Genomic DNA, 14,760 nt, shown 5'->3' on the forward strand with positions numbered 1-14,760 from the left:
TTTTGTGAAAAAGAACGGCGTTTCCCTGTCTGTCATCCGGCGGCTCCCCCGCTACTACCGCTTCCTGGGGGACCTGCTGCAAAACGGGGTGGGGCGCATCTCCTCCAAGGAGCTGTCCCAGAAGATGAACCTCACCGCCTCGCAGATCCGCCAGGACCTCAACTGTTTTGGGGGCTTCGGCCAGCAGGGCTACGGCTACAACATCGAACAGCTCCACCGGGAAATCGGGCGGATCATCGGCGTGGACACCATGCACGACACCATCCTCATCGGCGCGGGCAACCTGGGCAGCGCCATCGCCGCCCATATGAACTTTGAGAAGCGGGGCTTTCGCCTGGCGGGGATCTTCGACTCCGACCCCCAGAAGACCGGCGAGATCATCGCCGGCCTGCCGGTGCGCTCCACCGGCGAGCTGGAGACCTTCTGCCGGGAAAACCACCCCACCATCGCCATCCTCTGTATCCCCAAGACGGCGGCCCCCAAGGTGGCCCCCCAACTGGTGGATCTGGGCATCACCGGGTTTTGGAACTTCAGCCACTACGACCTGCGGGTCGACCACAGCGACGTGGTGGTGGAAAACGTCCACCTGGGGGACAGCCTGCTGACCCTCTGCTACCAGGTGACCCACAACAGGCCGGAGGAGGACGAGGGGGAAAAGTAAGCCCCTTCCCTCCCCCGCCGGCAGGGCGCAAAAAAACAGGTGCGAACGGATCCGCACCTGTTTTTTCTTTGCCGTCAGTCGATGGCGGTGTCCAGCGCCAGCAAAATCATGTCCTTGAGGTTTTTCTCCTTGTCCTCTGCCGAAACGCCCTTGGCCCCCGGCTTGAAGGAGGTCTCGACGATGGACATGACGGTGAGGGCCTTGGCCCCGTAGCGGGCGGCCACGGTGTAAAGGCCCGCCCCCTCCATCTCCGAGGCGATGACCCCGTAGTCGGCCCAGACCTTCTTGTACTCCTCCTTGTTGTCGATGTAGAGGTGGTCGTTGCAGATGGTGTTGCCCACGTAGACCGGCAGTCCCCTCTCCCGGGCGATGTGGTAGCACTTGTCCAGCAGCTCAAAGTCGGCGCAGGGGGCGTAGTGGCCGGGGAAGATGTGGTCGTTGAGGGCGGAGGTGGTGCTGGTCGCCTGGGAGAGGACCAGATCCAGGGCCTTCAGCTTCTCGGAATAGGCGCCGGCGGTCCCCAGGCGGATCATCTTTTTGCAGCCGTAGTCCCGGGCCAGCTCGGTCGCGTAGATGAGGATGGAGGGGATCCCCATGCCGGTGCCCATGACCGACACCCGCTGCCCCTTGTAGGTGCCGGTATAGCCGTACATCCCCCGGATCTCGTTGAAGCAGACGGCGTCCTCCAAATAGGTCTCGGCAATGTGCTTGGCCCGCATCGGGTCCCCGGGGAGGAGGATGTTGGGGGCGATCTCCCCCGCCTTTGCGGCAATGTGCATGCTCATGTCAACAGACAACCCCTTTCGGCTGCGCCTCACGGCGCTTTTTTCCATGATACCGTTCTTTTTTGCCGGTGGCAATCCGCCTTGCCGTGATTTGGCGTTCCCGTGCATTTTCGCCGGGAAATTTGTGTATATTCCCCTCCTCCCTCTGCCGTCGCGGCAGAAAAGGGGCCACCCTCTCCTTTCCCCTTGTATCTAAGAGGCAAAAATGCTAAAATATAGCAAATATACAAAAAAATATTATTCGCTTTTTCAAACGACCAGGAGGTGCCGTCATGCTGGAAAAGGTCAACCTAAAAAAGATCATGATGAAGGAGGAGTACAAGGCCATTGCGGGGCAGCTCAAGCCCCGCCTCTCCGCCTTGCAACAGCAGATGAAGGAGGCCAAGGTGCCGGTCATCATCCTCTTTGAGGGGTGGAGCGCCGCCGGCAAGGGCAGCAAGATTTCCGACGTCATCCTCAACCTGGACCCCCGGGGCTTCAAGGTCTACTCCACCGTCGACCCGGACGAGACCGAGGCCCGCCACCCCTTCCTCTGGCGGTTCTGGCAGAAAATCCCCATCGCCGGGGAGTTCTCCATCTTCGACCGCAGCTGGTACCAAGAGGTGTCCACTGCCCAGCTGGAAAACGCCCTCCCCAAAAAAGAGCTGACCCGCCGCATCGAGGAGATCAACCACTTCGAGCGCACCCTCACCGACAACGGCTACCTGATCATCAAGTTTTTCCTGCACATCAGCCAGAAGGAGCAGAAAAAGCGGCTCTCCGCCCTGGAGGAGAGCAAGGCCACCCGCTGGCGTGTCACCAAGACCGACTGGAAGAGGAACCGCCGCTACGACGACCTCTACCAGATCTACGACCAGATGTTGGAGCAGACCGACACCCCCTGCGCCCCCTGGCATGTGATCGCCAGCGAGGACCGCAACGTGGCCATGGCGGACATCTACCAGACCCTGGTCAAGGAGATCGGTCGGGCCATCGCCCAGCGGCCGGAGCGGGACGCGCAGGCCGCCGCCTACCAGGGCGGCATCCCCGCCAGCCGCTTTCAATTGGTGGAGACCCCAAAACTCTGCGACATCGACCTCAACCGCACCCTGGAGCCCACCACCTATAAAGAAGAATTGAAGAAGTGCCAAGCCAAGCTGAAAAAGCTGCACGGGCTCCTCTACAAGGAGCAGATCCCGGTCATCGTCGCCTACGAGGGGTGGGACGCGGCCGGCAAGGGGGGCAACATCAAGCGGGTGGCCGCCGCCCTCGACCCCCGCGGGTACGAGGTGGTCCCCATCGCCGCCCCCTCCAAGGAGGAGCTGGGCCGCCACTTCCTCTGGCGGTTCTGGACCCGGCTGCCCAAGCGGGGGCACATCACCATCTTTGACCGCACCTGGTACGGGCGGGTGATGGTGGAGCGGGTCGAGGGCTTCTGCACCCCCGCCGACTGGGCCCGGGCCTACGACGAGATCAACGAGTTTGAAAAGGAGCTCACCGACTGGGGCGCCGTCATCGTCAAGTTCTGGCTGCAAATCGACAAGGACGAGCAGCTGCGCCGGTTCGAGGACCGGCAGAACACCCCCGAAAAGCGCTGGAAGATCACCGACGAGGACTGGCGCAACCGGGAGAAGTGGGACCAGCACGAAGCGGCGGTCAACGACATGTTGCAGTTCACCTCCACCGATTTTGCCCCCTGGACGGTGGTGGAGTCAAACGACAAGAAGTTCGCCCGCATCAAGGCCCTGCAGACCCTCATCGCCGCCATTGAAAACCGGCTGAAATAGCGCAAAAAAGCGCGCCGTCCCCGGCAGAACAGCCGGTGCGGCGCGCGCTCTTTTTTCTCTTACCGCTCCCCCAGGGGGCGTCGGCCCATCTCCTCCGCCTGCGACAGGTAGGGGGTGCCCGCCAAATCCTCAGGGGTGTACATCCCCCGGGCGAGCAGCATGCCGCAGTCCTCCCAGTGCAGGTAGCCAAGCACCGCCTGGTAGTGCAGCACCAGCGCCTCCATCACCCCGGGCTCGTCGTCCCCGCTGGCGGCCAACAGCAGTGCCTTTTTGGGGCTCTGCCGCAAGGCGGCGTTGACGGCGTAAAACCGGTCGACGACCGCCTTCAGCTGGGCGCTCATCCCAAAGTAGTAGAGGGGGGTCACAAAGACGACCAGGTCGGCCTCCAGAAGGGCGGGCAGGATCTCCTCCATCCCATCCCCGTGGACACAGCGACCCCCGTTTTTGCGGCAGTGGTCGCAGCCCAGACAGGGGGCGATCTTCATAAAAGCGGTGTCAAAGCGGGTCAGCTGGTGGCCCGCCTCGGCAGCGCCCCGGTCAAAGGCAGACGCCAGGGCGGCGGTGGTCCCCTTCCTGTGGGGACTGCCGGTCAAAAGCAAAATCTTCACAGACAATACACCTCCTGTATCCTATCTTACTCCCGCCGGGGGGCCTTGGCAAGTTCGCCATATCTCCCCGGCCATTTTTGGCGGCCTCTCCTCCCCCCGGGGCCCGCCGTTGGTGCTATAATGGAGGTGATCGAAAGAGAGAAGGAGGAACACCACCATGGACAAATCCGCACTCTGTTCCCATATCGACGGGATGGCCCAGCGCCTGGCCGCCTGGAGCGACGCCGTCTGGGACTGCCCCGAAACCGCCTTTCAGGAGCGCCGGTCCGCCGAGGTCCTCTGCCGGGCGCTGGAGGAGGAGGGGTTCGCCGTCGAGCGAGGGGTCGCCGGCATCGAGACCGCCTTTCTCGGCCGCTGGGGCGAAGGAAAGCCGGTCATCGGCTTTCTGGGGGAATTCGACGCCCTCTCCGGCCTCAGCCAGCAGCCCGACACCTTTGCAAAGGCCCCCCTGTGCGAGGGCGCGCCCGGGCACGGCTGCGGCCACAACCTGCTGGGGGTCGGCTCCCTGGCCGCCGCCTCGGCCGTCAAGGCCTACCTGGCCGAAAACCACCTCCCCGGCACCGTCGTCTACTACGGCTGCCCGGGGGAGGAGGGCGGCTCCGGCAAGGCCTTCATGGCCCGGGACGGGGTCTTTGACGAGTTGGACTGCGCCCTGACCTGGCACCCCGGCGACACCAACGCCGCCAACAGCGCAAGCTCCCTGGCAAATTACCAGATCTGCTACCGCTACTACGGGGTCAGCGCCCACGCCGCCGCCTGCCCCCACCTGGGCCGCAGCGCCCTGGACGCGGTGGAACTGATGAACATCGGGGTGCAGTTTTTGCGCGAGCACATCATCCCCGAGGCCCGCATCCACTACGCCATCACCAACACCGGCGGCTACTCCCCCAACGTGGTGCAGCCCTACTCCGAGGTGCTCTACCTCATCCGCGCCCCCAAGACCGGGCAGGTGCAGGAGATCTACGAGCGGGTGGGCGACATCGCCAAGGGGGCGGCCCTGATGACCGGCACCCGGCTGGAGACCCAGTTCATCAAGGCCTGTTCCAACCTGGTCCCCAACACCCTGCTCACCGAAAAGCTGGACGACAACCTGCGGGAGATCCCCCTCCCCTCCTACACCGAGGAGGAGCGCGCCTATGCCGCCGCCGTGCAGAAGAGCTTTGAGAGCACGTCCGACACCCTGATGGCCATGGCCCAGGCGGCGGGCGCCAAGGGGATCGCCTTTGCCAAGGAGCACGGCGGCCGCCCCATCAACGACTTTGTGGTCCCCAACTTCCACGTCGAGGCGGCCATGCCCGGCTCCACCGACGTGGGGGACGTGAGCTGGGTCTGCCCCACCGCCCAGATCTCGGCAGTCACCATGGCCGCGGGCACGCCGGGCCACTCCTGGCAGCTGGTCGCCCAGGGCAAGAGCTCGATCGCCCACAAGGGGACCCTCTACGCCGGCAAGGTGCTGGCCGGAACGGCCGTCGACCTCATACACCACCCCGAGTGGATCGAGGCGGCCAAGGAGGAGCTGCGCGACCGGCTGGACGGCGGGCACTACATCCCCCCTATCCCCGCCGGGGTCAAGCCCTCTGTCATCGACCCCAGCGCCAAGCGCTAAAACCGAGTTTCACAACAAAAGAACCCGGGCCAGATGGCCCGGGTTCTTTTTTCTTTGGGGGTGCAGGGCTCACTCGGCCAGCATCAGCCGGCGCAGCTCCTCGGCCGAGCGGCCCCGGCTCTGGGGGTCGATGCGCAGGGTCCGGCGCAGCCGCAGTGGGCTCCCCCCCACCAGGATGGCGGTGTCGCAGAGGGCGGCCGCCTCGCCGGGGTCGTGGGTGACCAGCAGGGTCAGTCGGCCGCCGCTGAGGGCCTGCAGGGTCTTTTCGCACTGGCGCTTGCAGGCCATGTCCACCCCCTTGAAGGGTTCGTCCAGCAGGAGGATGTCACTTTCGGAGAGGAGGGCCCGCGCCAGGGCGACCCGGCGGGCCATCCCCCCGCTGAGGGAGCCGGGCAGGCTGTCCAGTTCCCCCGGCATGCAGAGGCGGCGAAGAAGGGCCTCCACCTCCTCCCGGCCCACCGGGCGGCGGGCGGCCAGGGCGATGTTTTGGTAGACGGTGTACCAGGGCAGCAGCCGGTTTTCCTGAAAGACGGCGCTGATGCGGTCAGAAAAGAGGGCGATCTCCCCCCCGTCGGGCTGCAAAAACCCCTGTATCAGGTTGAGGAGGGTGGTCTTGCCGCAGCCCGAGGGGCCGATGACGCCATAGATGCCCTTGTTCTGCAAATCCAGCGAGAAGTCCCGCAGGACCTCCTTCTCCCCCAGCCGCAGGGAGACCTTTTGAAAGGATACCAACATCTATCTGCCCTCCCTCTTCCGCCAGTGCGAACCCAACCGCTCCACCAGCCAGGAAAGCAGCCGCTCCATCCCCACGCTCAGGAGGATGACCACCGCCGTCCAGGCAAAGAGCTTGGGGGTCTCCAGGTAGATTTTGGCGTCGTAGAGCTGCCGGCCGATGGTGCCGCTGACCATCCCCAGCACCTCCGCCGCCACTCCCGCCTTCCAGGCCATCCCCAGGCCGGTCTTGCAGGCGGCCAGAAAATAGGGCATGGCGGATGGCAGGTAGATGTGCCGCCAGAGGCCCACCTGGCCAAAGCCAAAGGTCCGCCCCATCTCCAGCAGCTTGCCGTCGGTCTCCACCAGCCCCTGGTAGACGTTGCCCGCCACCAGGGGGAGGACCATCAGAAAGGAGATGAAGAGGGAGAGGTGGCTGCTCTTGAGCCACACCAGCGCCAGGATGATGAAGGAGGCCACCGGCGTGGCCTTGACGATCCCCAGGGGGACGGCGAAAAAGGCCCGCAGAAAGGTGGATTTCAGCGAGAGGCAGGCCACCAGACAGCCGGCAGCCACCGCCGAGAAAAAGCCCCCCAGGATGCTCGCCAGCGAGCGCAGCACCGTCTGGTAAAAGGCGGGGTCCCCCGCCAGGGAGAGCAGTTCCCGCAGCGTCTCCCCGGGGGAGGCCACCAGCAGCGGCTTGTTCACGGCGCGGGCGGCCAAAAACCAGAGCAAGGCCCACGCCAGTACGGCGCCGACCTTGCTCGCGATGGCCCTTCTCTTTTGGTGTGGGCTAGTTGCCCGCTTTCTCGTAGTAGAGCGCGTCATCAGGAAGTTTTCCCCCTATGGATTTGGCGTCGGCTTTCAAGAGGATTTCGAAGAAACTCTTGACCGACTCCTTCATGGCGGCGCCGTCCAGGTAGACGATGTTGCAGTTGGGGATGGCCTTCTGGGCGACGTCGGCTTTCATGATGTCGTACTTTTCGGTCAGAGCGGCGGTCTCCGCCAGGTTGGTGGCGGTGTACTCGGTCGAGGCCTTGTACTCCTCCAGGAACTTCTCGACCGCCGCGGGGTTTTTCTCCAAAAATTCGGTGCGGACGATGATGCCGCCCATGGGCAGCTCCTTGTCGCCGGTGGTCTTCTTCCACTGCTCGGTGATGTCCAGGGCCACCCGCACGTCGGCGTTTTTCGAGGTGACGGTGGTGACAAAGGGCTCGGGCAGCAGGGCGATGTCGGCCTCGCCGGAGGCGATGAGGGCGGCCAGCTCGGAGTGGTCGGCCTTGTACTCGACCTTCACGTCCTCACCGACGGTCATCCCCGCCTGCTCCAGCAGGTAGTTGAGGACGTACTCGGTGGTGGAGCCCTGGCCGGAGGCGTAGATGGTCTTGCCCTTCAAGTCGGCCACGGAGTGGATGCTGTCGCCCTTTTCCAGCAGGTAGAGGACCCCCAGGGTGTTGACCGCCAGCAGCTTGACCCCGCCGTTTGTCTTCTGGTAGAGGGTGGCCGCCAGGTTGGTGGGGACGGCGGCGATGTCCACCTCGCCCGAGGAGATCTTGCCGACGATCTCGGTGGGGGCGCTGGCCAGACTGAAGGTGTACTTGTTCGCCGCCTCTCCGGCGTCGCTTTGCTCCATCAGCCGCACCATGCCAATGCCGGTGGGCCCTTTCAGCCCGGCCACGTTGATGTCCACCGACTGGTAGGTCTCCTTCGGCTCGCTGGTGCCGGCCTCTCCCTTTTCTTTGCCGCAGCCGGCGAACATGCTCAGGGTGAGCAGGGACGCCAGCGCGAGTGCCAACAGTTTTTTCATACTCGCACCTCTTCACACAAATATTTTTCTTTGCCCGGGGGCAAATGCTCTATTTTGCCGGTCGTCCCGCCCGGGGCGGGGGGCCGGTAAAAATCACCGTTCGCCGCGGCGCTCACAGCACCTCTTCGGCGTGGAGGACGGTCACCGTCTTCCCCTCCTTGCGGATGAGGCCGCGGGCCTGCAGCGCCTCAAAGGCGCGGTAGAGGGAGGCGCGCCCCACCCCCAGCAGCCTTCCCAGCTCGCTGGAGTTGACCTTCTGCGGGCACCCCGCAGCCGCCTGCTGCTTAAAATAGGCATAGACCTTCCCCTCTACGCTCTGGCAGGAATAGAGGGCGACTTTCTGGTTGAGAAAGACGATGCGGTCGGAGAGAAAAGCCAGGTAGTTTTGCAGCGTCTGGGGGCAGCGGGAGAAAAGGGCGGTCAGGTCCGCCCGGCTGAAGGTGTAGAGCAGGCTCTCTTTCTGGGCGCGCACGGTGGAGACGTACTCCTCCGCCCCGCTCCAGAGCCCCGCCACCCCAAAGCAGCGGCCGGGCTCCAACACCGTCAGCAGGACGTGGTCGTTGCGGGCCTCCAGTCGGCCCTGCAGCACCACCCCCAGCATGGGGGTGAACTGCTGGGGCGAGAGGACGACCTCCCCCCGCTCACACCGCCTGATGGAGCCGCAGCCGGAGAGGGCGGCCATCGCCTCCCCCTCCGGCACGCCGGCAAAGAGAAAGCAGCCCGGCAAGACCGCGCGGATGCTCTCCTCCATTGGCTCCCCTCCTGCTCTCTACAAATTGTCTCATTTGAAACAGTTTTGATTGTACCCTTCTGGGTGAAAAAAGTCAAGCCGCAAATGGCGGGCATTGTTGAATTTTGGCGCAAAAAGACCTATACTGGGGAGGAAATACCGGAGGGCGGCCGCGCGGGCAAAAACCGCCCTCCCCTTTTTGGGAGGAGCACTATGAAACACGGCAAGATTTGGGCGGCGGTCTTGGCCTGCGCCCTTTTGCTCACCGGCTGCGCCGGGGGCGGCGGCACCAGCGCCAACGCCCCCTCCACCCCGATGGAGGAGGCCTTTGCCGGCCGGGACATGACCCTCTCGGTGCGGCTGATGGCGGTGGGGGACAACCTGATCCACGACGTCATCTACCAGCAGGCGGCCGCCCGGGGCAGCGGCGGCTATCACGACTTCGGGCCGGTCTACCGGCAGATCGCCCCCATCGTGGCCAAGGCGGACATCGCCGTCATCAACCAGGAGGTGCCGGTGGCCAGCGACCTCTACCCCCTCTCCAGCTACCCGGCCTTCAACTCCCCCAAAGAGCTGGCCGGGCAGGTGGAGGGGCTGGGTTTCAACGTGGTCAGCTACGCCAACAACCACATGTACGACAAGGGCAGCGCCGGGCTGGCCGAGTCGAAAAGGGTCTTTGACGCCCTGCCCTCGGTGACGGTGGCGGGCATCTACGAGCGGGGGTCCTACGACGACATCCCCATCCGGGAGGAAAACGGCATCCGCTTCGCCTTTTTGAGCTATATGGAGATGACCAATGTGGGCTCCAGCGGCGACACCTGCGGCATCTACCTCAAGGACGAGGAGACCATCCGCCGCCAGATGGAGCTGGCCCGCCAGCAGGCGGACTTCATCGTGGTCAACGTCCACTGGGGGGCCGAGGGGTCGGACACCCCCAATGCCTACCAGAAAGAGGAGGCCCAGAAGCTGGCCGACTGGGGGGCCGACCTGATCCTGGGCCACCACCCCCACGTCCTGCAGCCCATTGCCGAGCTGACGGCCGCCGACGGGCGGCAGGTGCCGGTGATCTACTCCCTGGGCAACTTCGTCTCGGCACAAAAGGGCAACTACAACATGGCCGGCGGCTTTTTGGACTGCACCGTGGTCCTGGACATGAAGACCGGCGAGACCCGGGTGGAGGGGCTCTCCTTCATCCCCACGGTGACCCAGTTCGGCAGCCGCTTTTCCAACCTGCACATCGTCCCCTTCGCCGACTGGAGCGAGAGCCAGGCTGCCGCCCACGGGCTGGCCGGGAATGGCTTTAGCTACCAATTCGTCAAGCGACAGCTGGAAAACACCTTCGGCAATTACTTGAAGACGGGCGCTTAAGCGCCGGGGAGGCTGCCATGGGGATCATCGACTACCTGGACTACATCGGCGTTGTGGCCTTTGCCGTCTCCGGCGCCGTCACCGCCATCAAAAAGCGGATGGACTACTTCGGCATCCTGGTGCTGGCCATGGTCACGGCCATCGGCGGCGGGGTCATCCGGGACATCATCATCAAAGACGGGCTGCCCACCTTCTTTCTGCGCTACGAGTACACCCTGCTCATCTGCGCCACCACCGCCCTGGTCATCCTCACCAAAGGGCAGTTGAAGTGGGCCTTTGCCCTGGACATCTTCGATGCCTTGGGGCTGGCCACCTTCACCGTCGAGGCCGGGCTGACCGCCCTGAACATGGGGCTCAACTTCATCACCTTCAGCTTTGTCTCCCTCATCACCGCCGTGGGGGGCGGGGTGGTCCGCGACGTCTTTTCCCGGGAAATCCCCCGCATCCTCCGCCAGGACGTCTACGCGGTGGCCTCCATCGCCGGCAGCACCTTCTTCTGGTTTTTGCGGCAGTGGATCCCCCTGGAGATGGCCGCCTACATAAGCATCGGCTTCATCTTTGTGCTGCGGTTGATTTCCATCCGCTTTCAGATGCGCATCCCCACCGTGCAGCGGGAGCGCAGAACACCGGTATCGAGGTGATTTTCTATGATCGGTTGGCTGCGGCGGACAGAGGCCACCGGCGAGCTGGTTTTGCTGGCCATTCTCTGGGGGTACGGCTATGTGGCCGGCGCCCAGGCGCTGGAGGGCGGCCTCACCCCCTTTTTGGTGGTGTTCGCCCGCTTCCTCATCGCCTCGGTGGCCATGGCGCTGCTGGCCTGGCGGCAGCTGCTGCAGATCACCGCCCTCCAACTGCGGCTGGGGGTGATCTCGGGGCTGCTCCTCTTTGTCGGCTTTGTGCTGCAGACCTTTGGCATGGCCCACACCACCCCCTCCAACAACGCCTTTCTCACCAGCACCAATGTGGCGTTCGTCCCCTTTTTCGTCTGGCTGGCAGAGCGGCATCCCCCCAAAAAGCAGGCGCTGCTGGGGGCGGCTGCCTGCATGGTGGGGGTCTGGGTCCTCACCGGGGGCGGCGCCCTCCACCTGGGGGCGGGGGATCTCTTCTCCCTGGCGGGCGCGGTGGTCTTTGCCGTGCAGATCGCCTACATCGGCCACATCTCCACCCGCATCGAAGTAAAGGTCTTTAACTTTATACAGATGCTCACCGTCACCCTGGTGTCGGGGCTCTCCTTCCTCCTCTTCGAGGCGGGCTCCCTCCCCCCCATCCAGCCCAAGCTGGCGCTGGTGGGGGTCCTCTACCTGGGGGTGTTCAGCACCTGCGTCTGCTACCTGTTGCAGCTGCACGCCCAGCAGCGGGCAAGCGCCTCCAAGGCGGCCCTCATCATGTCCACCGAGGCGCTCTTTGGCACCATTTTTTCGGTGCTGCGGGGGTATGACCGGTTCAGCTGGAACTTGGTGGGGGGCGGGCTGATCATCCTCCTCTCGGTGCTGGTGGTGGAGCTGGATTTCAGGGCCCTCTTCCGGCGAAAAGACAGGGTAAAAAAGGGGTAAAGCCGCCCGCTTTTCCTTGACTTTTGGGCCGATCCGTTTTACAATGAAAACGCAAATGAAGCGAATTGGGAGGTGAAAACAAGATGGACGCTGGCGGTAGTCGAAGTTGCACAGTTAAGCGATGCGGCGCGCGTTTTTCTGCTCTCAAGCGGTATCTGTTTTCACCCCTGCAAAACAGATAGCCTTTCTTTTGCTGTGGAAAATTGCCCTCTCTTAAAAGTGCATACCGAAACGAAAGCCATGGACATACTCAATCCAGTGGCTTTTTTTGCTGCCCTGGCGGCAAAAAGCCCCGGCGCAAAAGCCGGACTGGCGCCGCCGCAAACCGCCTTTGGCGCGGCGCCGTCTCCCCCGTTTTTCCCACTCGATCGAAAAGGAGGGTATGCAAGTGAAAGACTTTTACAAGACCTTAGAAGACCTGGGCCGCATGGTGGAGGAGAGACAGTTCTCCCAGGCCCGCACCCTGCTGCTGGACGAAAACCCGGTGGACATCGCCGAGCTGTTTGAGGAGATGCCCGAGAACACCCTGGTGCTCCTCTTCCGGCTGATGCCCAAAGAGACCGCTTCAGAGGTGTTCTCCCACCTGGATTCCGATGTGCAGCAGCGCATCGTCGAGGGCGTCACCGACAAAGAGCTCGCCACCATCCTGGACGAGTTGTTTTTTGATGACACCGTCGACTTCATCGAGGAGATGCCCGCCAACCTCGTCAAGCGGGTCCTCAAAAACACCGACCCCGCCACCCGCCGCCTCATCAATCAGGTCCTCAAATACCCCGAGGACTCGGCCGGCAGCCTGATGACCCTGGAGTTTATGGAGCTGAAAAAGGACGAGACGGTGGCCCAGGCCATCGTGGACATCCGCCGCAACAGCCTGGAAAAAGAGACCATCGAGACCTGCTTTGTCACCAGCGCCACCCGGGTGCTCGAGGGGACCGTCACCCTGCAAAACATCCTCACCTCCCGCGACGACACCGCCATCCAGGAAATCGTGGACAAGGACATCTTCTCGGTGAGCACCACCGAGGACCAGTCGGTGGTGGCCGACCTCTTCAAAAAGTACGAACTGCTCTCCATGCCGGTGGTGGACTCGGAAAACCGCCTGGTGGGGGTCATCACCATCGACGACGTGCTGGACGTCATCGAGGAGGAAAACTCCGAGGACATCTACATCATGGGCGCCGTCACCCCGTCGGAGGACAGCTATCTCAAATCCAGCGTCTTTGAGCTGGCCAAACACCGCATCCTCTGGCTGCTGGTGCTGATGATCTCCGCCTCCATCACCGGCTTCATCATCCGCCGCTTTGACGAGGTCCTCTCCTCCATGGTGCTGCTGGCCGCCTACATCCCCATGTTGATGGACACCGGCGGCAACGCCGGCTCCCAGTCGGCCACCATGATCATCCGCGGCCTCGCCCTGGGGGAGATCAAGACCCGGGACGCCTTCAAGATCATCCGCAAGGAGTTCGCCATCAGCCTGCTGGTGGGTTCGGTGCTGGCGGTGGTCAACCTGGGCAAACTGCTGTTTTTGGACCGGGTCTCCCTGATGGTGGCCGTCACCATCTGCATCAGCCTCTTCTGCACGGTGATCGTCGCCAAGATCTGCGGCGGCCTGCTGCCCATCCTGGCCGAAAAGTGCAAGGTCGACCCCGCCATCATGGCAAGCCCCCTCATCACCACCATTGTGGACGCCGTCTCCCTGACCATCTACTTTGTGCTGGCCACCGCCATCCTCCACATCGGCGGGTAGAGCGCCAAAAAAAGACAACTTCACCCAAAAAAAGGCCATCTCCTTCAAGAGATGGTCTTTTTTCTGTCAAACTTCTTACATTTTCTCCGAAGATTGGACTTTTGCGACTCTTTTCGCTATACTTTTTAATATACTAAAGAGAGAGGGTGGAGAAGTTGCAGAGCATTTCTGCGGCGGCAAAGGCCGCCAGTCGCGCCGAGCGGCGTTCGGGCAGATCGCCTATCAACGACCGCCCCGGCGTCTATACCCTGTTTTGGATCTTCGTTGTGGCCAGCGTCCTCGGCTATATTCTGGAGATGTTGTTTTGGTATTTTCACAACGGCTACTTCGAGAGCCGCAAGGGGCTTGTCTACGGCCCTTTCTCCCAGGTGTACGGCTTTGGGGCGGTCCTCCTCACCCTGCTGCTCTACCGGCTGCGGGACAAAAATCCGCTGGTCATCTTCGGCGTCAGCGCCTTTGCCGGCGCGGCCTTTGAATACCTGTGCAGCCTGCTGCAAGAGCTGGCCCTGGGCACCGTCTCCTGGCAGTACAGCCACGCCAAGTACAACATCGGCGGCCGCACCACTTTAAAGTACGCCTTCTTCTGGGGGGTGCTGGGTCTGGTCTTCATCCGCTTTTGCTACCCCCTCCTCTGCGGCGCCATTGAGCGGTTCCCCCGGAGATACGGCAACTGGGTCGCCGGGGCGCTGGCCGTCTTCCTCTGCTTTGACATCCTCCTCTCGGTGGCAGCCATCAAGCGCGGGACCGACCGCTCCGAGGGGCTCCCGCCCCAGACCAGTTTCGGCCAGTTTTTGGACCGCCGCTTTGACGACGCGCGGATGCGGGAGATCTACCCCAACATGAAGGTCGTGCCGAACAAATAGCATCCGCCCCTCCTCCACTGCTTGACAACAGGTAAAAACCTCCCCCCGAAGTGTTCGGGGGGAGGTTTTTTTACTTGCTCTTCTCTTCAAATTCGTGGATGACCCGGTAAAAGGTATTGGCGCTCATATTGCAGAGCTTTTGCGCGTGCTGCGCCGTGATCTCCTTGCTCTTGTAGCGCCGGTAGATGTTGGGGAAGTCTCTCGGGAGAGGCAATCTCGGTCTGCCGAGGGTCGTTCCCTTCTGGCGAGCGCGCTCAATGCCCTTTGCCTGAAGCTCAAGACGGCGCTGCTTTTCTCTCTTGGCCGCTTCGTCCAACAGGGCCATGATTTTGTCGGTCTTTTCTTCATCCTCCACAATTTCCAAAATTGCCTGGCGGTCAATTTCTGGGAACATGGGAGACCCCCCCCTTCAATTGGTTTTTCTGTATTTTGTGCAGCTTTCATTGCAAGTATTGGAGATACCTTGCGCTTTTTCCTATTTAATCATAGCATTTGGCCGTAAAAAAGTACAGCATTATTCTGGAAAAAGGCTGTCATTACAAGTGCAGTTCTTTT

Annotated in this window: 15 protein-coding genes; 8 read left to right on the plus strand and 7 right to left on the minus strand. The window is 62.7% G+C overall.

Going from position 1 to position 14,760, the window contains the following annotated elements:
- Positions 1–4: 4 nt before the first annotated feature.
- Positions 5–661: a redox-sensing transcriptional repressor Rex gene (locus ACTNAU_RS07080; protein ID WP_185915225.1), complete on the plus strand. Its 657-nt coding sequence runs from the start codon at positions 5–7 to the stop codon at positions 659–661.
- A gap of 74 nt (positions 662–735) precedes the next feature.
- On the opposite strand, the gene deoD is transcribed toward ACTNAU_RS07080, so the two are convergent.
- Positions 736–1,446, minus strand: a complete 711-nt coding sequence (gene deoD / locus ACTNAU_RS07085; RefSeq protein ID WP_216401192.1) for a purine-nucleoside phosphorylase — start codon at positions 1,444–1,446, stop codon at positions 736–738.
- 272 nt (positions 1,447–1,718) lie between these two features.
- Between deoD and pap the strand changes: the two genes are divergently transcribed.
- Complete coding sequence (pap, locus tag ACTNAU_RS07090; protein WP_441097986.1) at positions 1,719–3,212, plus strand: polyphosphate:AMP phosphotransferase; 1,494 nt, start codon at positions 1,719–1,721, stop codon at positions 3,210–3,212.
- Between the two features lie 59 nt (positions 3,213–3,271).
- On the opposite strand, the gene ACTNAU_RS07095 is transcribed toward pap, so the two are convergent.
- A complete protein-coding gene (locus ACTNAU_RS07095; protein ID WP_185915229.1) occupies positions 3,272–3,820 on the minus strand; it encodes a flavodoxin family protein in 549 nt (182 codons plus the stop codon).
- A gap of 157 nt (positions 3,821–3,977) precedes the next feature.
- Between ACTNAU_RS07095 and ACTNAU_RS07100 the strand changes: the two genes are divergently transcribed.
- A complete protein-coding gene (locus ACTNAU_RS07100; protein ID WP_441097987.1) occupies positions 3,978–5,426 on the plus strand; it encodes a M20 family metallopeptidase in 1,449 nt (482 codons plus the stop codon).
- A gap of 69 nt (positions 5,427–5,495) precedes the next feature.
- On the opposite strand, the gene ACTNAU_RS07105 is transcribed toward ACTNAU_RS07100, so the two are convergent.
- The 4 genes from ACTNAU_RS07105 to ACTNAU_RS07120 form a co-directional block, all read right to left on the minus strand.
- The gene (locus ACTNAU_RS07105; protein WP_185915231.1) at positions 5,496–6,161 is read right to left on the minus strand and encodes an ATP-binding cassette domain-containing protein; all 666 of its coding nucleotides are present in this window, start codon (positions 6,159–6,161) and stop codon (positions 5,496–5,498) included.
- The gene (locus ACTNAU_RS07110) at positions 6,162–6,845 is read right to left on the minus strand and encodes an ABC transporter permease (protein WP_441097988.1); all 684 of its coding nucleotides are present in this window, start codon (positions 6,843–6,845) and stop codon (positions 6,162–6,164) included.
- A gap of 85 nt (positions 6,846–6,930) precedes the next feature.
- Positions 6,931–7,944 carry an ABC transporter substrate-binding protein gene (locus ACTNAU_RS07115; protein WP_256135596.1) on the minus strand — a complete coding sequence of 338 codons (1,014 nt, stop codon included), beginning with the start codon at positions 7,942–7,944 and terminating at the stop codon, positions 6,931–6,933.
- A 112-nt stretch (positions 7,945–8,056) separates the two neighbouring features.
- A complete protein-coding gene (locus ACTNAU_RS07120) occupies positions 8,057–8,695 on the minus strand; it encodes a Crp/Fnr family transcriptional regulator (protein WP_441097989.1) in 639 nt (212 codons plus the stop codon).
- 192 nt (positions 8,696–8,887) lie between these two features.
- Here ACTNAU_RS07120 and ACTNAU_RS07125 point away from each other — a divergent pair, with 192 nt between their 5' ends.
- From ACTNAU_RS07125 to ACTNAU_RS07145, 5 genes are all read left to right on the plus strand, one after another.
- A complete protein-coding gene (locus ACTNAU_RS07125) occupies positions 8,888–10,042 on the plus strand; it encodes a CapA family protein (RefSeq protein ID WP_441097990.1) in 1,155 nt (384 codons plus the stop codon).
- Between the two features lie 17 nt (positions 10,043–10,059).
- Positions 10,060–10,683 (plus strand): trimeric intracellular cation channel family protein, encoded by a 624-nt coding sequence (locus ACTNAU_RS07130; protein ID WP_441097991.1) that lies wholly within the window; start codon positions 10,060–10,062, stop codon positions 10,681–10,683.
- A 6-nt stretch (positions 10,684–10,689) separates the two neighbouring features.
- Complete coding sequence (locus tag ACTNAU_RS07135) at positions 10,690–11,595, plus strand: DMT family transporter (RefSeq protein WP_441097992.1); 906 nt, start codon at positions 10,690–10,692, stop codon at positions 11,593–11,595.
- 427 nt (positions 11,596–12,022) lie between these two features.
- On the plus strand, positions 12,023–13,342 hold the full coding sequence (mgtE, locus tag ACTNAU_RS07140; RefSeq protein ID WP_243164316.1) for a magnesium transporter: 1,320 nt from the start codon (positions 12,023–12,025) through the stop codon (positions 13,340–13,342).
- Between the two features lie 155 nt (positions 13,343–13,497).
- Positions 13,498–14,205, plus strand: a complete 708-nt coding sequence (locus ACTNAU_RS07145) for a putative ABC transporter permease (RefSeq protein WP_185915239.1) — start codon at positions 13,498–13,500, stop codon at positions 14,203–14,205.
- Positions 14,206–14,275: 70 nt separating this feature from the next.
- On the opposite strand, the gene ACTNAU_RS07150 is transcribed toward ACTNAU_RS07145, so the two are convergent.
- Positions 14,276–14,599 (minus strand): hypothetical protein, encoded by a 324-nt coding sequence (locus ACTNAU_RS07150; RefSeq protein ID WP_185915240.1) that lies wholly within the window; start codon positions 14,597–14,599, stop codon positions 14,276–14,278.
- Positions 14,600–14,760: the final 161 nt, after the last annotated feature.

The organism is Bittarella sp. HCP28S3_D9 (assembly GCF_052065655.1).
GTDB classification, from domain to species: domain Bacteria; phylum Bacillota; class Clostridia; order Oscillospirales; family Ruminococcaceae; genus Bittarella; species Bittarella massiliensis.